The organism is Bradyrhizobium sp., from assembly GCF_050014615.1.
Taxonomy (GTDB): Bacteria; Pseudomonadota; Alphaproteobacteria; order Rhizobiales; family Xanthobacteraceae; genus Bradyrhizobium.
Genome location: NZ_JBEKCZ010000003.1, coordinates 42130 through 60931, shown reverse-complemented (window position 1 = coordinate 60931; position 18802 = coordinate 42130). Strand labels below are relative to the sequence as shown.

The following is an 18802-nucleotide window of genomic DNA, read 5'->3' as shown; positions in this document are numbered from 1 at the left end:
GATGGCTCTCGCGCTTGAGCTCACCGGAATCAGGAAGACGTTTGACGGCGTCGTCGCGCTCGACGGCGCCGTCTTCTCCGCGAAACCCGGTGAGGTTCATGCATTGCTCGGCGAAAACGGGGCGGGCAAGTCGTCGCTGATGAACATTGCTGCGGGCTTTTACGTGCCGGATGCCGGAACCCTCGCCGTGAATGGCGAAACGGTTGCGCTGTCCGGCCCGGCAGACGCCCGCAGCCGCGGCATCGGCATGGTTCACCAGCATTTCAAGCTGGTGAAACCATTCACGGTCGCGGAAAACATCCTGCTGGCGAATCCGCGGCCGGCGTATCGTTCTGGAATTGCGGACATTCGCGATAACGTTCGCAAGCAGGCGGCTCAACTCGGGTTCGATATCGATCCCGATCGGCGGGTTGGAGATCTCTCGGTCGCCGAGCAGCAGCAGGTGGAAATCATCAAGGTGCTGATCGGGGGTACGAGAATTCTCATTCTCGATGAGCCGACGGCGGTACTGACCGATGCCGAGGCGGAGCGGCTGCTTGGGATCGTTCGTCGTCTCGCCCGTAGTGGCGTCGCCGTGGTCCTGGTCACCCACAAGCTTCACGAGGTCAAACGCCATGCCGATGCCGTTACCATCATGCGGGGCGGACGAACGGTAGCTACGCCCGATCCGCGGGCGGCCTCGACCGCGGAGCTGACGGAGTTGACGGTGGGGCAGACTGCACCGCTGCCCGGCCGGGCTGAGCGCCCCCGGGGAACGACCAGGCTTAATGTCGGCGCCTTGCACTGCGCGCGCGGCGATGGCCAGGTGATGGTGGCCGACGCCAATTTTTTCGTGCGGGCGGGAGAAATCTACGGTCTTGCCGGGGTCAGTGGCAACGGTCAGGCCGAACTCGCCGAGGCGCTGATTGGCGCGCGCCAGCCACTCTCTGGCGAGATCTGGCTGGAAGGACCGGGCGATGTCGCCGCGCTGCCTCCCGCCATTCGCCGCGAAGCCGGGCTCGCCGCAATACCCGCCGATCGTTACGCGTTCGCGCTCGCTGGGTCGCTGTCTGTTGCCGACAATTTCACGGTCGCGACCATCAAATCCGGCTGCTACGGACCACCCTGGTTGATCGACCGGGGTGCCATGCGCCGCGACGCCGCCAAGGCCGTCACCGCCTACGATGTGCAGGGCGTTCGCGGCGTTGGGCAGAAGGCAGCCTTGCTATCGGGAGGCAATGCCCAAAAACTGGTGATCGCCCGGGAATTCAGCCGGCAGCCGACGGTGGTGGTCGCGCACAGCCCAAGCCGCGGGCTTGATGCGCGGGCCTGTGCCGCCGTGCATGAGCGGTTGCTGGCCGCCCGCGATCGTGGGGCTGCGGTGGTGTTGATCAGCGAAGACCTCGACGAAATCCTTGCCCTCTCCGACCGGATCGGGGTCATGACACGGGGGCGGATCGTCGCCGAATTCGACCGGCCCGCTGACCGTCAGGAGATTGGCCGCGCGATGGTGGATCATGCATGATGTCGCGATGATCGTCCGCGAGAATCCGCCCCTGTCGCCAGCGCCGAAACTACCTCCGCGCCGTGGCATCGGCCGCTTTACGCTGGACATACGCCAGACCATCTCGCCGGGGAAACAGGCCGGTATTCTCGCCGGTTCGCTCGCGATCGGACTGATCATTTCGGTGGCGATCCTCGATCTTGCCGGCATAGCGCCGCTTGATCTCGCCAGGGAGCTCGCGGGCGTGTTCAACGCCGACAGCCTGCGCTCGGTATTGGTGCGGGCTGCGCCGCTGATCCTGGTCGGACTTGGCGCCGGCCTGGCGTTTCGCATCGGGTTCTGGAACCTCGGTCTGGAGGGCCAGATGGTGTTCGGCGGCATCGCGGCGACAGCGGTTTCGATCTACGGCATCGGACCGGAATCAACGCGGCTCATCGTCATGGGTTTTGCCGCGTCCCTGGGCGGCATGTTGTGGGTGATGCTGGCTTACTGGATGAAGGTGCGCTTTCGCGTCAACGAGATCATATCGACGCTGCTGATGAATTACATTGCCTCGTATTTCTTGTTGCACCTGCTTTACGGTGCCTGGCAGGATTCCAAGACGGCGTTTCCGCAATCGACCCAATACCAGCCGTTCGAGCGGCTTTCAGATATCGGATATGGCGTCAACGGCGCGCTGTTGGTCGCGCTGGCAGCGGCCGCGGTGGCGGGATGGGGAGTCCATCTCAGCCGGGCCGGATTCTACATGCGCTTCATCAGCGCCAATCCCGGCATGGCACGGGTGGTTGGCGTGCCCGTGCGGGCCATCAGCATGGTCGTGATCGCGATCTCGGGCGTCGCGGCCGGACTTGCGGGGTTCGTCAATGTCGCCAGTCAGGAAGGGCGGCTGACGCAGTCGTTCTTTGATGGATACGTATTTTCCGGTGTTCTGATCGCGTTCCTGTCGCGCAACGATCCGATCATCGTGGTGATTGTCGGATTCCTGCTCGCGGTGCTGTTCGTGACCGGTCAAACGCTGCAGGTATTTTATCAGATTCCCTTTACCATGGTGCAGCTCATCGAGGCCATTATCGTGATCGCTGTCGCGTCATCTGAATTTCTCATCCGCCACCGCATTCGCTGGACCCGCTAAAATAGAACCTTGGACATGACCGAATTTCTCATCAACTGGTTGGCCAACGCCCCGGGCACCGCGGCACCTTATGCATTCGCGGCGCTCGGCCTGATCATTTCCGAGCGTTCCGGAGTTTTGAACCTGACCGCCGAAGGACTGATGCTGGTGGGCGCCGTGGCCGGCCTGGGCGCCAGCCTGATATTGGGCGGCCACCCGCTGATTGCGCTTTTGGTCGCGATGCTGGCGGCGAGCCTGGTATCCCTGTTGTTCGCGGGCCTGGTCGTGATCCTGCGGGTCAATCAGGTGATTGCGGGCCTCTCGATCGTGTTCTTTTGTCAGGGCCTGACCGGCCTGATCGGTACACTCGCTAATTGGCAGAACCACCCGATTATCGGCCTCAGCAAGATCGCAATCTGGCCGCTCTCGGAAATTCCGTTCGTCGGCCGGATCCTGTTCGTTCAGGATCCGATCGTCTACCTCGCCATTCCGATCTTCTTTGGGGTTTCGTTTTTCCTGCAAAAATCGATGCTGGGGCTGAAACTGCGCGCGGTAGGTGAAAATCCCGCGGCCGCCGATGCGGCCGGACTCAACGTGTCGCTGTACCGGATCGGCGCAATCGTTGCGGGCTCGGCGCTGGTCGGACTGGCAGGCGGCTATATCTCAGTCGTCAGTGTCAAGCTGTGGGTCACCGGTATGGTAGGAGGGCGTGGCTGGATTGCGGTGGCTCTGGTGGTATTCGCGCGATGGGCGCCGTGGCCGGCTCTTGCTGGCGCGTTGCTGTTCGGCTGCATCGAAGGGGTGGTTCCCCGTATCGCCGCGGCCGGGATCCGCGTACCGCAATATCTCATGCTGATGACGCCTTATGTCGCGACGATCGCCGTGATGATGTGGGTGGGCGCGCGCAATCGCGGTTATCTCGGTGAGCCGGGGGCACTGGGCCAACCGCATGTGCGGGAAGAACGGCGATAATGGAAGCAAACTCGGTTTAGACGACTAATTTTGCTCTGAGCACAGCAAGGTCAAATAGTCAGGAGCATCATCGCTATGCGCATTCACGTTTATGGCAAGCCGCGCGAGGTCACGGCCGGATTCGACGATTATCTCGATCCCGCGAAGACCGCGGTGGTCTCGATTGACATGCATCGCGGGCATCTCGATCCATCGCCCGACTGCCCTTGTCCGGCTCCGCGCGCGCGCGACGTCGTGGCACCGATCGACGCCTTTCACGATCGCGTCCGGGCGCTCGGTATTCCCATCATCCATGTCCGCTCAGTGCTGCGGCGTGGCGGCGCCGACGATCTCAACGGCATCAGTGCGGCATGGCGGCGGACGTTCCCGCTTCACGTGGGGGCCATTCCCAATAGCGAGGCGCACGCGATCGAAGGATCGCGCTGGACCGAATTCGTGACCCGGGTCGAACCCGGTGACCTGATCGTCGAGACCAAGCGCCGCCTGTCGGCGTTCTATCCGACCGATCTGGATTTCCTGCTGCGCAACATGCGGGTGGAGACGGTCGTCCTGAATGGCGGCTTCACCGACTGTTGCGTTCTGAACACCGCCTTTGACGCCAACAATCACAATTACCGGGTGGTCGTCGCCAGGGATCTGGTACGCGGGACGGACGACAATCTGGAAGCGGCGGCATTAGCGATGATCTCGTTGCATCTCGGCCTGGTGGTGGACTCCGCTGACCTGATCGCGGAGTGGGGAAATGGCGAGGCACCAAAGGGGGCGACGGCGGACAGAACGGCGAAAATTGCGTGAAGAGATTGCGGTGCCCCTCGCGCCGAAACGCGGGGGCTACAGCAGCGCCATTATTCCAGCATGTGATTGATGCGGAAAACGTTCCCCTCTGGATCGAGCAAAACGGCCTGGTACCAGTTGTAATAGGTCTTGTAGGGTGGCTTCACCAATTTCGCGCCCAAGGAGACAGCCTTCGGTGTCAGAAGATCGACCTCGGCCGCGCTGGCGACATCAATGTTGAGCAGGAACTTGATGCCGCTGACTTCTGAGAATTCCTCCAGCTTCAACAGGCCGTAAGCGTCCTGTGCATTGAAGCCGAGGCTGCTGCGACCCGTGTCCAGCCCGCGAAAAATAGGCGAGCGAATTTTCTCGATCTCGGCGAAGCCGAACACATCCATATAGAACTGGCTCAGAGCGACGATGTCCCGCGCAAAAACGTTGACGTAGGACAGCGTCGCCTTGTCCGGGGTCGGAGAACTCGTCATGCCGATTTCCTGGTGCCTTCGCCGAAGGTCGTCTGCTTGACGAACTTGCTGGTCAGATGATCGCCCGATGATACCGGTTCGTATTTAGCCGGATTGCCGGGGCCTTTGCAGCTTTCGAGGCATTCGACCATCGCGTCGTAATTCGGCTGATGAAAGAAAACCAGGGAAAGCCGCGCGCTGTCGCCGGCCTTTTCGCGCGGCGGATTAGCCACGCGATGCAGCGTCGAAGACCACAAATCGTTGGTCCACTGCATCATGAGGTCGCCGATGTTCACGACGAATCCGCCGGCGACCGCCGGGACGTCGACCCATTCTCCATCCTTGTTGTAGACCTGCAGGCCGCCCGGACGGTCTTCCGTGCGCACGATGGTCAGACTGCCGTAGTCGGAATGCGCGCCGGCGCGGAGCTGACCGGGCAAGGGCTCCTCGTGCTGGTTGGGATATTTGAGCGCGCGGAACATGCTGATGTGCCGATCGATCTTGTCGTCAAAATAAGTTTCGGGCAAATCAAGGCCGAGCGCAAAGATGCGCATCAACGTCTTGGAAAGATCGGACATCGCCTGGAAATATTCTTTCCACGATTCCTTGAAATCCGGGATCTGTTCTGCCCAGAGATTAGGCGCGAAATGCGGACCCGCGGCCGCGCCGGTGAAATATGGATCGTCCGGCACGACAACGGGGCCGATCGAAAATGATTCCTTGAGATCACCGGGGGATTTTTCGCCAAGGCTGTAGGAAAGGCCTTCATCCCCGACCGCACTGTAGCCGCGAACCTGATCGTCCTTTGGCCGCTTGATCGCCATCTTGTCCGCTGCCGGCAGATCGAAAAAAGCCCGCGAGCTCGCATCAACCCTGTCCACCAGCGCGGGAGAGACACCGTGTCCCGTGATCACCAGAAAGCCGATGTCACGGCAGGCTTGCGCCACCGCCTTGGCCACAGTCTGTTTGCCATCGGCGGAACCGATGCGATAAGGCGAAATATCGATAATCGGAATACTCGTGAGGGTCATGGCTGGTTCCATTGTTTGAAGCGTTCTAGAAGGGCGGTGGCACCGCAGTTTTTGCGGATTAAAAGCAAGCATGTTCCGTGCCATGACGACGGTTGTTGCCAGCTCATCTGTCACGCCTGCGGCGGAAAATGAGCGCGCCAGTGTTGCGCGATGTCGATGCCACGGCAGAACCATACGCCGTCGAAACCCGCCATGTGCTCCAACAGCTTGATCAGCCCTCCGGCGCGGCCGGGACGCCCGATCAAGCGGTCGTGCAGTCCGATCGACAGCAGTTTCGGCGAGCCTGCTTCACCTTCGGCATAGAGCAGGTCGAAGGCGTCGCGCATATAGGTGAAGAAATCCTGTGCAGTCGAAAAACCGGAATTCTCGTTGAAGCGGTTATCGTTGGCTTCATAGGAATAGGGAATGACCAGATGCGGTCCCTGCGCGGTCGCGATCCAATAAGGCAACTCGTCGGCGAGCGAGTCGCGATCATAGAGGAATCCACCTTCCTCGGCGATCAGGCGGCGCGTGTTCGGACCTGGGCGTCCGGTCATCCAGCCCAGCGGCCTGGTGCCGGCAAAATCGGTCAGGATTTCGACCGCGCGCTTGATATGTTCCCGCTCGGTGGCTTCATCGACATCCGAATAGTCGATCCAGCGATAACCGTGGCTGACCATTTCATGTCCGCGCGCTACGCAGGCCCTGGCGAGATCGGGATTCTGTTCCATCGCGCGGGCGACGCCGAGCACGCTGATCGGAACAGAGAATTTGCGGAAGATGTCGAGCAGGCGCCAGGCGCCGCGGCGGCTGCCGTATTCAAACACGGATTCCGCCAACGGCGACCTGACGCCGGTCTTGGTCGGGACGCCGATGTCGTTGAGCATGCCCTCGGATACCGGATCGCCGTTGGCCAGCGTTGCTTCGCCGCCACCTTCGATATTGAGATTGAAGTTGACGGCGATGCGCGCGCCGCCGGGCCAGCGCGGATCGGGCGGGACCTCGCCGTAGCCGACCAGATCCCGCGCGATCATCGGATCGGGCCGGATCGTGCGTGGGGTGAGGGGCTTGAAGTCGGACATGACGGCTCCTTGCATCAGGCGTGGAGGGGCGTGTTGAAGGCGTCGTAGGCGAAGAACCAGTCGGTCTCGGTGGGGCCGTGCATCCAGGTGTTGTCGATCGAGATGCGCTGCACCTCGGCAACACGCGGGATGCGGATTTTTGCGTAGCGCGCGAAGGCAGTGCTGGGGTCGTCGAATTCCACCAGGCAACGGCTGAGAATGGCGGCATCCTCGATCGCCATGGAGCCGCCTGCGGCCATGAACGGCCGCACCGGATGGCAGGCGTCGCCCATCAGTACCACACGTCCCATGCTCCAGCAGTCGTTACGCGGGCGGTCATGGATCGGCCATACCGTGACATCCGTCGCGGCTTCCGCCGCCCGCAGCAGATCGGGGTGAAAGCCGTCCAGGGCGGTAATGAATTCGTCGCGGTTGCCGCGCACCGGTGAGCCATCGCCGTCCCAGCGGGCGGCGGGAATGGCGGCCATCACATAGACCTCGTCGCGACGAGCGGTCATGTAGTAGGCGAGCACATGGCGGTCCGGCGCCCACCATTTGGTGCAGTCGCGGATCGGCTCGCCCTTGATGCGCTCAGCGGGGAATACGGCACGCGGTGCGATGCGGCCGATGAAGCGCGGCTCCTCAAAGCCGAGCATGATCTCGCGCACCTTCGAACGAATGCCATCGGCGCCGATCGCCAGATCGGCCTTCGCGGTTGCGCCGTTTTCGAATGCTAGCGTCAAGCCGTCGGTGGTTTCGTCGATCCCTGCAATTTTGTGGTCGAACCGGATGGTGCCGGGCGTGAGCGGCTGCTGCAGAAGCTGATGAAGGTCGGCGCGGTGAATATTGACGAACGGGCCATCGAAACGCGCTTCGCATGCCGCGTCGAACACCAATTCATACAGGGTCTCGCCGCTATCCCAGGCGCGGCTGAGAAACGCATCGGGGCGAATGCCTGTTGTCGCCAGCCCGTGCTCGAGGTCGAGCCGGCGCAGGATCTTCGCGACATTGGCGCCCAGGATAATGCCGGCGCCGATGCGCGAGAAACCGGGGCTCTGTTCATAGACCGCGACAGAGAAGCCGGCGCGTTGCAGCAGGCCCGCGGCGGTGAGGCCGGCAAGGCCCGCGCCGAGAATGGCGATCCGTGTCGTCCTGTCCATGCCGTCAACCCCAGACCGGTCTTAACCGCTTTGATACCGAACCCATTGCCGGCCGCTATCGTGCAAGCAGGAAAGAGGCCAAGATGCTGTCAGACAATATCCCGGCCGAGCCATTCGATGTGCCGCGCCACCGATACCTGCATCGCGCGCTTCGCATCTTTTGGAATGACCGCGTTCCAGAAGGCGCCGTAGATAGCGTCATAGTCGAACGGCTGGACACGCTTCGCGATGGTCCGGACAGCGGCGGCGCCAAGCGGAATGAAGTTCGGGTAGGACCGCATGAAGCCAAGATGCTTGCGGTCGGCCACGACCTGCAGCAGATCGCCTGACAACAGCGCGCCACGGCCCTCGCATCCCGCAGCCCAGTGCATGATGGTGCCGCCGTCATAATGGCCGCCGGTACGAAGCAGTGTCATGCCCGGTGCGATTTCCTTCGTCTCGCCAGACCACAATGCGAGGCATGGATCGGGTCGCATGATCGAGTCCTGGTCCGCCGCGTGCAGATAGACCGGAATGCCGCCGAAAGCCCGGCTCCATTCCACCATGGTGGTGTAGTAATGCGGATGCGAGATCGCGATCGCCTTGAGCCCGCCGACGCCCTTGATCAGTTCCACCATCACGTCGCTGACAAGGCTGACGCAGTCCCACAGCACATTGCCATCGCCGCTCGGCACCAGCAGCGCGCGCTGGTTGATGCCGAATGCCGGTGCGATGCCGATGCCGGTCAGGCCAGCTTCATCACGGAATGTCGGCATGTGGCTGCGCTCAAGCCGTTTCAGCGTGGTCCAGGCCTGGCCGCTGGGCGGAACGAATTGACGCTCCTCGTCGCAGATCAGGCAGGCGGCGGGCGGAGCGGAGGTCGGAGCATATTGGGTACCGCAGGTGATACAGATGAATGCGTCCATGACAGTTGCCTTTGTTACGCCAGTTCCCGCGGTGCTTCCTCAGGGGCGAGCAGAGGTATTGCGCAGGCATCGTAAGTATAGAGCCAGTCGGTATCGGTCGGGCCGCGCAGCCAGGTATTGGCTTCCGAGATTCGCTGTACCTTGTTGGTACGCGGCATCCGGTTGGCTTCATACCATCGGAACGGCTCAGCGGGATCGTCGGTGCCGATCTCGGCAATGCAGCGGGCCAGGATCGCGCCGTCCTCGATGGCCATCGCGGCGCCAGACGCCATATAAGGCCGCATCGGATGACAGGCGTCACCGAGCAGTACCAACGCGCCGCGGCTCCAGCGGTCGACCGGCTCGCGATCGAAGATCGGCCATTGCGTCACGCCTGGCGCCGCTGCAACGACTTGCCGCAATTCCGGATGAAAGCCGTCGAACGCGGCGATAAAGGACTCGCGATCACACGGCAGGTACGATTCCGGGACGTCCCAGCCGGGCGCGGGTACGCTGCTCACGACGTAGACCTCCTCGCGCGCCTGCGTCATGTAGTAGACCAGGATATGGCTCCTGGGTCCCCACCATTTGGTGCAGGATCGGATCGGCAAACCGTTCAACCGCGCGGCGGGAAAGATCGCGCGGTGAGCGATGTATCCACTGAAGCGCGGCCTGTCGGCGCCTAGCAAAAATTCGCGCAGCTTGGAATTGACGCCATCGGCGCCGATCACGATATCGGCGTCTTCCGTCACCCCGTTCTCGAAGCCAAGCCGTACCGAGGTGCCGCGCTCCTCGATCGCCATCAGCCGGTGACCGAACGCCACGGTGCCGTGCGAAAGCGCGGATTCCAGAACCGCGTGCAGGTCGCCGCGATGGACGTTGATATAGGGGCCGCCGTAATGCGCTTCCCGGGCCGGGCCCAGCGGCAGCTCGAACAGCGTCTCGCCGGTATCCCATTTGCGGCTGACAAAGGCATCCGGCGTCATTCCGACATCGACCAGCGTCTGCTGGATGCCCAATCGCCGCATCACCATCATCACATTGGCGCTGAGATGAATCCCGGCGCCGATCCGCGAGAAGGCCGGCGCCTGCTCGTAAACCCTGACCCCGAAACCGGCGCGCTGCAGCAGGCCGGCGGTGGTCATGCCGCCCAAACCCGCGCCGATAACGGCGATCCGCAAGTCACGACGCATCTAGGCTTCCATTTTGACGCGCCGCTCACTGCCGGTCCGGCGGGGCAAATCGTTCAGCAGCGTCCGCACCGTGTTACCGAGAATATCGTCGCGCGCCGCGCGCGAGAGGCCCGGGAGCGTTTCGATGCGGGCCGGCCCCATCGCCTCAAGCATCTCGAACGGGTAATCGGTGCCGTACACCACGCTGTCCGCGCCGACCGTATCGATCAGGAAAGAAAGCGCCCTGCTGTTATGGGTGAGGCTGTCATAGACGAATGTCGTGAGGAAGTCGGAGGGCTGATGCCTGAGTACCTTGCTGCAGGCCGGATGCTTCGCATAACCGAGATCGAAGCGTCCGATCTGGAACGGCAGGAACCCGCCGCTATGGGCGAGGCAGATCTTCAGGCCCGGAAATTCATCAAGGATGCCGCTGAATACCAGCCGCGCGGCGGCGATCGTGGTGTCGGTCGGGTAGGAGATCAGATTGTTGAGAAAGTAGTCGCCGGTCCGCTCAAGACCGACCGGACGAAGCGGCGGATGCAGGAAAACGAAGATGTTGCGTTCGTGCAATCGTTTCCACAGCGGCCGAAAGTTCGGGTGATCGAGGTCGCGGCCGTTGATATTGGTGCCGATCTCCACCGAACGAATGCCGAGATGATCGACGATGAAGTCGAGCTCCGCGATCGCCGCGTCGACATCCTGCATCGGCAGCGTGCCCATGGCCGCGAAGCGTCCGGGCCAGGCCTTGATATCGGCCGCCATCGTTTCGTTCTGCAGCCGCGCCCAACGCGCACCCTGCAGCGGCGGCAGATCGTCGCCGGCCATGTCGGTCCATGTCGAGACAATCTGGAGGGCGATCCCGGCGGCGTCCATGCCGGGAAGCCGGTGCGCGAGATCGCAGAGCTGGTGAAAGAACGGCCGCAGCAGCGGGCCGCCGTTGAAGGAGATGCGGGCGTTGCCGTCGGCGTTGCGCTCGAGGCGGACGCCATAATGCGCGCCGTTGCGCTCGGCTTCATCGAGCAGTGCGGGCGACATGTAGTGGGCGTGCATATCGACGATCGAAGGCATGGCAGATTCCGGCACGGTTATTCCAGCAGCCTCAGCGGTCGGTCAGAGCCGGCGGTCAGCCGTGCATCTGGCCAACGGCAGATAGTTCGATAGCGAACTACCTGAAGCCTATGAGGCGGTTTCCGCGCTGTCAACCAGCGCCGCACCTCAGTCGAGATCCGTGGGATCAATCGACGCAAACAATGTTTCGGTGAGGCGACGCAACAGGTCGACCAGCGTCGCCGTGTCGCGATCGCCAAGGGCCGAGACCAATTGCCATTGCGCGGCGACGATCTGCGGGATCACTTCGTCGATCAGCCTCACGCCTTTCTGCGTGAGCTGGATCTTGAGGCTGCGACGATCGTTCGGCTCGGGAAGCCGCGCCACCAGATGAAGTTGCTCCAGACGATCGAGCCGGCTGGTCATGCCGGCGCCGCTGAGCATCAGCGATTCCGCGAGTTGCTTGGGGGTCAGCGAAAACGGCAGACCTGCGCGGCGCAACGCCGAAAGCACGTCAAAGGTGCCCCGCACCAGCCCATGCCTGGCGATCACCCGGTTGATATAGGGCGTGGTCAGTATGTGGGCCTGCGCCAGAGCCCCGAACAGCCGCATCGGTGCGGGATCCAGATCCGGCCTTTCCCTTTGCCATTGCTCGATAATTTGATTGACAGGCACGCGCGCGCCGCTGTCGCCGGGGATGTCACGGCTGCGACGGGGCTTCGGTATTTTCGCCGCCGGCTTGCGGCCGGACTTGCCGGCGGCCACAGCCATCACGCTATGGGCCCGGCGCTTGTTCACCGGTGTTGCCGCGCTTGTCGCGCGCGCCGTCTTGTTCGCGGCAGAGCCGGAGGCGGACTTTGCGTCACGACCGGCAGCCTTTGTCTTGCGCGTCGCAGTCTTTGCCATGGCGGCGATTGTCCCGGTGAACGACATCGATCGAACGATCCGCGCACGCCCGAAGCGGCGCTGCATCACGATGACGTAACCGAATATCTTTTGATTGGTGCACTAGCAATGCCCCGCAACCCCGGCGGCGAAAAATTCTCTTTGTTTGCGAGGTGCCCGCGGCGGCATGCCTAAAAATAGCGCGCGGTTCGCGGCAAACGCTCAAAATTTGAGACGGCCGCAGAATTGACAGCCATTTTGCGGCGCAATAGCCTGCATTTAGTTCGGTAAAGAATAATTCGATACCGAATTAATATCGTCCGGAAGCCGCCTCGTGCTCGCGGAGAGCGTGTTGTCTATTCGTTCGGTCATCACCTATCCGCTGTCGCTTCGCACTGCCCTGCATGATGATCTCACGCGCGCGCCGACGGCGCATCCGTCATGGCTCGATGGCGACGGCTGTCTTCCGGTGCCGCAAGAGCCGGGTCTTGGCATCGAGGTCAATCGCGAGGCGTTCGCAAGGCTGGCAATTCACTGATAACCTTCCGATCACGTATTCCAGATGATGGAGACCACGATGAGCTTCGAGATGCGGCGCAGGGATCTTCTGGTCGGCGGCAGCAAGCTCGCGCTGGGCGCGGCGGCGCTGGGGGTCACCGGGTTGGCCGGCGCCGGCACTTCGGCCATGGCGCAGGAAACGACGCTGCGGGTAACGCATTTCGGCGGTCCCTATCAGGCCCTGACCGACATCATCGCCAAGCCATATGAGGCCGCCAGCAAGACCAGGGTGATCTACGACGTCGAGATTTCGCCGGGTGCCATGGCCAAGATCCAGACCCAGAAGAGCGATCCGCCGTTCGATGTGGTGATGGTGTCGCGGGCCTGGGGCCTGCGCGGTCTGAAAGGTGGCTTGCTGGCGAAGGTCAGCCCGTCCGACTTTCCCGAGGCTTCGAATTTGTCACCGGATATCTTTCCGGCCGAGGGATGGGGCGTCGGTACCATCCTCGATACCATCGATCTGATGGTCGATACCAAGCAGATCACCACACCGGTCACCTCGTGGATGGATTTGTGGCGCGATGACATGAAGGGCAAGATCATGCTGCCGAGCGCCGTCAATGGCGCCACCGCCTTCGGCTTCCTCGCCTGTGTGGTGCATGCCATCGGCGGCGACATGAAGTCCGAAGCGGCGGTCAATGAAGCCTTCGCCCGGCTCAAGGCGCTGAAACCGGATGTGCGCTCGTTCTATGCCGATGGCGCGCAGCCCAACATGCTGATGGAGCGTGGCGATATCGCCGTGGCGCCGCAATTCGCCATCCGCATTCACAACAGTTCACGCGTGGTACCGCAAATCAGGAAGGCTTCGCCCAAAGAAGGCGTGCTCGCCGTTCCCTACGACCTCTGCATTCCCGTCAATGCCAGGAACGTGGCGGCATCGAAGGCCTATATCAACTTCACGCTGACCAAGGCGATCCAGGAGGCGATGGTCACGAGCCTGCTGGTGACGCCGGTCCGTCCCGACGTCACCATTCCGGCCAATATTGCGCCGCTGATCAATGTCGACCCGAAGCTGGTGTTCTTCGAGGATGAGGAATACGCGGCGGTAAAGCAGCGTGAATGGCTCGATCGCTACACCCGCGAGGTCCAGAGTTGAACATGGCGGTCTTCGACCGCTCCGGAGCGCGCGTCGACGAAGCGGCGCCGGAGCTGGTTCTCGACAATATCTGCAAGTCGTTCGACGGCCATGTCGCCGTCGATCGCTGCGATCTTGTGCTGAAACGCGGCGAGATCGTCGCGTTGCTGGGGGCAAGCGGCTGCGGCAAGTCGACTTTGCTGAACATGATCGCGGGATTCGAGGATCCGGATTACGGCACCATCTCGCTGCACGGCGAGGTCATCAACGCGATCCCGCCCTATCGGCGCAATGTCGCGATGGTTTTCCAGCATTATGCCATGTTCCCGCATCTGACGGTGGCGGACAATATCGGCTATGGCTTGACGGCGCGGCGCCTGAGCAGGGTCGAGATTGGCGCGCGTGTCGACGAGATGGTCGCGCTGCTGCAGCTTAGCGGACTGGAGAAGCGCTATCCGGCGCAGCTCTCCGGCGGCCAGCGCCAGCGGGTTGCGGTGGCGCGTGCGCTCGCGGTGCGGCCGGATATGCTGCTGCTCGACGAGGCGTTCAGCGCCCTCGACCGCAATCTCCGCGAAGATATGCAACTTGAACTGTCGCTGCTGCTGCGCCGGCTGAAGGTGACCACGGTGCTGGTGACCCACGACCAGCGCGAGGCCTTTGCGCTGGCGGACCGCATCGCGATCATGGAGCGCGGCCGGATCGCGCAGATCGGCACGCCGGAAGACGTCTACCGAAAGCCCGGCAGCAGTTCGGTGCTGCGTTTTCTCGGCACCACCAACAGGTTTACGGGCGACTTGTCGGATAGCGGCGAGGTTTCGATCGCGCCGGGCCTGTCGTTCGCGGCGCCGGTGAGGATCGGCACCGGCGCCGTGCTGGTCGATATCCGGGCCGAAGATATCACCATCTCCCGTGAACCCACCGCGCTGCATCGGACCGCGCCGGCACAGGTCGTGTTGCGGACGTTCCTCGGGTCGCAGGAGCGTATCGTGCTCAAGCTCGACAATTATCAGGTGGTGATCGATCGTCCGGCGCAGGTCGCGCTGCATCAGGAGCCGCTGGCCATCGGACAGCAGGTTTACCTCGAATTCGATCCGGCAAGCTGCCGTCTCTCTGCAGCGGGATAGCATCATGCAACTGCGCACCCGCATGGCTCCGTGGCTCTGGTTGACGCCGGCCGGCGCGCTACTGATCCCGTTTTTCGTGATCCCGGTTCTGATCACCGCCCGCAACAGCGTCTATCGCGACGATCCGATGGGCTTTCTGGTGCCAGCCTTTAGCTTCGCCAGCTACGCCAGGGTGCTGTCGGACTCATACTATCTCGGTGTCTTCGGCAATACGCTGGTTGCTGCGGCGATCGTGTCGTCGATCACGCTGGTGGTGGCCTATCCCTTTGCGTGGCTGCTCGCGCGTTCCAGCGGATCGTCACGCGGATTCTTGCTTTGGGTGGTTTACCTGCCGATTTATGTCAGCGTCATCATGCGCGTGTTCGGCTGGATGGTGGTGATCGCCGACAGCGGCATGTTGAATCAGGCATTGATGAAGATAGGTCTGATCAATCATCCGGTGCGCATGATCAACGAGATCTCCGGCATGATCATCGGCATGATTCATCGCTATTTGCCGCTGATGATCCTGCCCTTGATGACGTCACTGCAGAAGGTCGATGATTCCATCCTGCGCGCGTCGTCCAATCTCGGCGGCGGACAATGGTTTACCTGGTGGCGGGTGGTGATGCCGATTTCGCTGCCGGGCGCAGTTGCCGGCACCCAGCTGGTGTTTGCCGGCGTTCTATCGGACTACGTGATCCCGACCTTGCTCGGCACCACCAAGTTCCAGTTGCTGGCGCCGGCGATCTATTACGAGGCGACCACCAACGCGGCCTGGGCGTTGTCTGGCGCCATGGCGACCATCGTGATCGTCGCCGTGGCGGCGTTTCTCATCACGGCCAACCTCATTCTGAAGCGCGTCGCACCATGGGCCAGCGTCTGATGGCGCCCCGTTCGTCACATCTGTCGCCTGGGCTGCCGAGCCGCTTTTTTGCGGCGCTGGTGGTGCTGTTCCTGCTCGGCCCGATCGCAATCGCCGGCATCGTCGCGTTTTCCAGCGGCGACCGGCTGGAATTTCCGATTCCCGGTTTCAGCTTTCGCTGGTTCGCGATTGCGTTGTCGAAGCCGCAATATATCGAGGGGTTGACGGCGTCGGTCATCATCGGCATCGGCGATGCCATCCTTGCGACCATCGCTGGGACCGGCGCGGCACTGGCGCTCAATCACTATCGTTTCCGCGGCCGATCGGTCGTCCAGGCTCTGGTAATGCTGCCGATCGCGATGCCGGCGATCGTGCTGGGGCTGGGGCTGCTGTTCACGCTGGCAGTCTATCACATGCAGCCCGGCCTGCTCGCCGGTGTGCTGGGCCATGCCGTGCTTGGCGTACCCTATGTCGTCGCCATGGTCACTGCGGCGCTGTCGAATTACGATCGCTCCGTTGAACGCGCGTCGCTCAATCTTGGCGTCGGTCCGGTCAGGACATTTTTCAAGATCACGCTGCCGCTGATCCGCGGCGGCGTGATTGCAGGCGCCGTCTCCGCATTCCTGATCTCGTTTGACAATATTTCGCTGTCGCTGTTCATCACGCGTGGCGATACGCTGCCATTACGGTTGATGCAACAATTGTTGGCCTACGCCGATCCCAGCGTCGCCGCGATCTCCACATTGCTGGTGCTTGCGTCGCTGGCGGGAATGATGCTGCTGTTGCCGCTGACGTTGCGCAAACGCTAGGCCCGGGTCAAATCATTCAGGGATCGAGACAAAGATTAAGATTATGCGCCGAAGCAATCTATCCGGTGGCTGCAATGCGCAGGGCAGGGGATGAAAATAAAGAAGATGGGCGGCAGTACTATGCTTCGATCGAACGACTGCTTCTGGTGCGAAGCCGACCCTCGGCAAAACATCGAAGTCAGCTAGGTGCCTAACGCCTTTATCAAAGATGTCTTTACGCTAGAGACATGTTCACGCATCAGAATTTCCGCTCGCCAAGGCTCGCGCGCCATGATCGCTTCATAGATGCGGTGATGATCGTCGTGGCGGCGGCGGACATCGCGGTGCTCGAAGGCGACGATGTTACGGCTCGACGACATCGGGACATGATGACAGATCCGGATCATCTCGCCGAGCATACGATTGCGAGCGGCCGCGAGCAGGGTGTCGTGGAAGTCGCCGTTGATGCCGCGATATTTCGTTAGATCGCCGGCTTCGAACGAGCCGCGTTCGAGCAACTTGTCGCCGGCGTCGAGGCTGCGCTCTATCACGGCCTGTTCCTCCGGGCTGAGCCCGCGTTCAGCTGCGAACCGGGCGACGACGCCCTCCAGCGAGGCGCGGATATCGTAGGCATCGACAACGGCGTCGAGCGGAAATTTGCGCACCGTGAATCCGCGATTGGGCGCGTAATCCAGCAGTCCCTCGCCCGCTAAGGCCTGCAGGGCGGCGCGAACCGGAGTACGCGAGACGGCCAGCATGCGGCTCAATTTGACCTCGTTGAGCCGCTCACCGGTCACGGCCAATCCGCCCAGGATGGATTCCCGGATATGGTCCATGACTGATAGCGCGCGATTGCCGGCCCGCGATCCGCCGGATGGTTCGGGTATGGGCTGCGCAGCACGATTAATCATGGACAAACCCTACCTCAGCTTCAAAGTGAATACACTTGAAAATTGCCAGCAGGGCTTTAAGTTACCGAACGGCCTAAAATCCGATAAATCTCGCGCTACATGCGATGATGTGTTTTTGAGCGTAGCGCAAAAATTCTGAGCAGAAGCCAAAGTGTATGCAATTTCCGTTGACTCCCCGATAGGTTCGACCAACCATGGCCTGGCACAAGTTTGAGAACAGCAGGCCGTATGTCGACAGGCTTTTCCAGCGTTGGCGAGAACGCAATCGAGCAGATTACCGCCGACCGCGGGCCGCACTACGAGCCGTTCGGCTGGCACCAATGGCCAGAGCACCCGTGGCTAGCCTATCAATTCCGCCGCGGCCTTGGAGAGACTCAAGAGGGCGGCGGCAGCGTCAGCGAGGTGATGCAGGCGGGATCGCGCATGATCCCGGGCGATCTGGAAAGCTGGCATTCCGAGTGGATGCGGATCGCCGACCGCAACTGGGCGCGTGGACTTGCAGAAGAGGTGTGCGGGCATATCCGCACGGCCATGAACTGCTTCCTTCGCGCTGCGGACTACTACCGCCAGGCCGAATTTCACCTCGCGCCGGACGATCCGCGCCGGCTGCCGACCTTCGAGAGGATGGAGGCGTGCTCGCACAAATTCATCGGCCATCTCAATCCGCCGGGCGAGGTGGTCGAGATTCCCTACGAACCGGGCAAATCGATCTGCGGGTACTTCATTCGCGCGCCGTTTCCGGGCGACCGGCTGCCGGTGCTCATCTGCATGGGCGGTCTCGATTCGATCAAGGACGAGATGTGGTTCATGCAGGCCCATGGCTGCCTGCAGCGCGGCATCTCGGTTCTGATGATCGATGGGCCGGGGCAGGGCGGCACGCTGCGCCGGCACAAGATCGTCACCCGCCCCGACAGTGAGGTTCCGATCGGCAAGTGCATCGACTGGCTGGAGATGCGCGCCGACGTCGACCCGGCTCGCATCGCGGTCTGCGGCTCGAGCCTCGGCGGCTACTATGCAGCGCGAGCTGGTTGCTACGAGAAGCGGCTGGCGGCTGCGATCTCGCATGGCGCGATCTGGTCGGTGCACGACATGTGGGGCACAAAGGGCGATGATTTCGGCCTCGCGACGCACATTCGCTGGGTGTTCGGTGCCAAGACAATGCGTGACGCCCACGAATTGATGAAACCCTTCACTCTGAAGGGGCACCTCGAGCATATGCGCTGCCCCTATCTGGTGCTGCATGGCGGTCACGACGTTCTGACCGTGACTGCGGCGCGCTCGACCTACGACTATGCGAAACTCCACGGCGTCGATGCGACATTACGGGTGCTCGATCCGGAGGAAACCGGAGCCGAGCACTGCCAGCATGATAATCCCACGATCGGCCAGGAAGTACTGGCCGATTGGCTCGCTGATTGCTTTGGCATTGATCAGCGCGAGCTTCTGAAAACGTCGTTCAATCCACTGCTGTGAGATCTG

Annotated in this window: 20 protein-coding genes; 11 read left to right on the top strand and 9 right to left on the bottom strand. The window is 62.1% G+C overall.

The window, feature by feature from the left end; genetic code table 11:
• Window position 1 precedes the first annotated feature (1 nt).
• From ABR948_RS01105 to ABR948_RS01090, 4 genes are all read left to right on the top strand, one after another.
• A complete protein-coding gene (locus tag ABR948_RS01105) occupies window positions 2-1504 on the top strand; it encodes an ABC transporter ATP-binding protein (protein ID WP_428113394.1) in 1503 nt (500 codons plus the stop codon).
• Entirely contained in the window at window positions 1497-2615 is a 1119-nt protein-coding gene (locus ABR948_RS01100) for an ABC transporter permease (RefSeq protein ID WP_428113393.1), read from the top strand. The genes ABR948_RS01105 and ABR948_RS01100 overlap by 8 nt, the downstream gene beginning before the upstream one ends.
• A gap of 15 nt (window positions 2616-2630) precedes the next feature.
• Window positions 2631-3566: an ABC transporter permease gene (locus ABR948_RS01095; RefSeq protein WP_428113391.1), complete on the top strand. Its 936-nt coding sequence runs from the start codon at window positions 2631-2633 to the stop codon at window positions 3564-3566.
• A gap of 75 nt (window positions 3567-3641) precedes the next feature.
• A complete protein-coding gene (locus ABR948_RS01090) occupies window positions 3642-4361 on the top strand; it encodes a cysteine hydrolase family protein (RefSeq protein ID WP_428113389.1) in 720 nt (239 codons plus the stop codon).
• A 50-nt stretch (window positions 4362-4411) separates the two neighbouring features.
• On the opposite strand, the gene ABR948_RS01085 is transcribed toward ABR948_RS01090, so the two are convergent.
• From ABR948_RS01085 to ABR948_RS01050, 8 genes are all read right to left on the bottom strand, one after another.
• Entirely contained in the window at window positions 4412-4825 is a 414-nt protein-coding gene (locus ABR948_RS01085) for a VOC family protein (protein WP_428113388.1), read from the bottom strand.
• On the bottom strand, window positions 4822-5835 hold the full coding sequence (locus tag ABR948_RS01080) for an isopenicillin N synthase family dioxygenase (RefSeq protein WP_428113386.1): 1014 nt from the start codon (window positions 5833-5835) through the stop codon (window positions 4822-4824). The genes ABR948_RS01085 and ABR948_RS01080 overlap by 4 nt, the downstream gene beginning before the upstream one ends.
• Before the next feature lie 110 nt (window positions 5836-5945).
• Window positions 5946-6896, bottom strand: coding sequence for a polysaccharide deacetylase family protein (locus tag ABR948_RS01075; RefSeq protein ID WP_428113384.1), 951 nt, complete (start codon window positions 6894-6896; stop codon window positions 5946-5948).
• Window positions 6897-6910: 14 nt separating this feature from the next.
• Window positions 6911-8035 carry an FAD-dependent oxidoreductase gene (locus tag ABR948_RS01070; RefSeq protein ID WP_428113382.1) on the bottom strand — a complete coding sequence of 375 codons (1125 nt, stop codon included), beginning with the start codon at window positions 8033-8035 and terminating at the stop codon, window positions 6911-6913.
• A gap of 89 nt (window positions 8036-8124) precedes the next feature.
• The gene (locus tag ABR948_RS01065) at window positions 8125-8940 is read right to left on the bottom strand and encodes an MBL fold metallo-hydrolase (protein WP_428113380.1); all 816 of its coding nucleotides are present in this window, start codon (window positions 8938-8940) and stop codon (window positions 8125-8127) included.
• Window positions 8941-8954: 14 nt separating this feature from the next.
• A complete protein-coding gene (locus tag ABR948_RS01060) occupies window positions 8955-10112 on the bottom strand; it encodes an FAD-dependent monooxygenase (protein WP_428113379.1) in 1158 nt (385 codons plus the stop codon).
• Window positions 10113-11159, bottom strand: coding sequence for an amidohydrolase family protein (locus ABR948_RS01055; protein ID WP_428113378.1), 1047 nt, complete (start codon window positions 11157-11159; stop codon window positions 10113-10115).
• Between the two features lie 147 nt (window positions 11160-11306).
• Window positions 11307-12044, bottom strand: coding sequence for a MarR family winged helix-turn-helix transcriptional regulator (locus ABR948_RS01050; protein WP_428113376.1), 738 nt, complete (start codon window positions 12042-12044; stop codon window positions 11307-11309).
• 331 nt (window positions 12045-12375) lie between these two features.
• On the opposite strand from ABR948_RS01050, the gene ABR948_RS01045 reads away from it, so the two are divergent.
• The 5 genes from ABR948_RS01045 to ABR948_RS01025 are packed head-to-tail and all read left to right on the top strand — an operon-like array spanning window position 12376 to window position 16433.
• On the top strand, window positions 12376-12561 hold the full coding sequence (locus ABR948_RS01045) for a hypothetical protein (RefSeq protein WP_428113375.1): 186 nt from the start codon (window positions 12376-12378) through the stop codon (window positions 12559-12561).
• Between the two features lie 39 nt (window positions 12562-12600).
• A complete protein-coding gene (locus ABR948_RS01040) occupies window positions 12601-13677 on the top strand; it encodes an ABC transporter substrate-binding protein (RefSeq protein WP_428113373.1) in 1077 nt (358 codons plus the stop codon).
• A gap of 2 nt (window positions 13678-13679) precedes the next feature.
• On the top strand, window positions 13680-14780 hold the full coding sequence (locus tag ABR948_RS01035; protein WP_428113372.1) for an ABC transporter ATP-binding protein: 1101 nt from the start codon (window positions 13680-13682) through the stop codon (window positions 14778-14780).
• A 4-nt stretch (window positions 14781-14784) separates the two neighbouring features.
• A complete protein-coding gene (locus ABR948_RS01030) occupies window positions 14785-15645 on the top strand; it encodes an ABC transporter permease (RefSeq protein ID WP_428113371.1) in 861 nt (286 codons plus the stop codon).
• A complete protein-coding gene (locus tag ABR948_RS01025) occupies window positions 15645-16433 on the top strand; it encodes an ABC transporter permease (RefSeq protein ID WP_428113370.1) in 789 nt (262 codons plus the stop codon). The genes ABR948_RS01030 and ABR948_RS01025 overlap by 1 nt, the downstream gene beginning before the upstream one ends.
• A 182-nt stretch (window positions 16434-16615) precedes the next feature.
• Here the strand turns inward: ABR948_RS01025 and ABR948_RS01020 are convergent, their stop codons facing one another.
• Window positions 16616-17209 (bottom strand): GntR family transcriptional regulator, encoded by a 594-nt coding sequence (locus ABR948_RS01020; RefSeq protein ID WP_428113368.1) that lies wholly within the window; start codon window positions 17207-17209, stop codon window positions 16616-16618.
• Between the two features lie 37 nt (window positions 17210-17246).
• Here ABR948_RS01020 and ABR948_RS01015 point away from each other — a divergent pair, with 37 nt between their 5' ends.
• Both ABR948_RS01015 and ABR948_RS01010 read left to right on the top strand, forming a co-directional pair.
• The gene (locus ABR948_RS01015) at window positions 17247-17462 is read left to right on the top strand and encodes a hypothetical protein (protein ID WP_428113367.1); all 216 of its coding nucleotides are present in this window, start codon (window positions 17247-17249) and stop codon (window positions 17460-17462) included.
• An 89-nt stretch (window positions 17463-17551) separates the two neighbouring features.
• A complete protein-coding gene (locus tag ABR948_RS01010; protein ID WP_428113365.1) occupies window positions 17552-18796 on the top strand; it encodes an alpha/beta hydrolase family protein in 1245 nt (414 codons plus the stop codon).
• Window positions 18797-18802 lie beyond the last annotated feature (6 nt).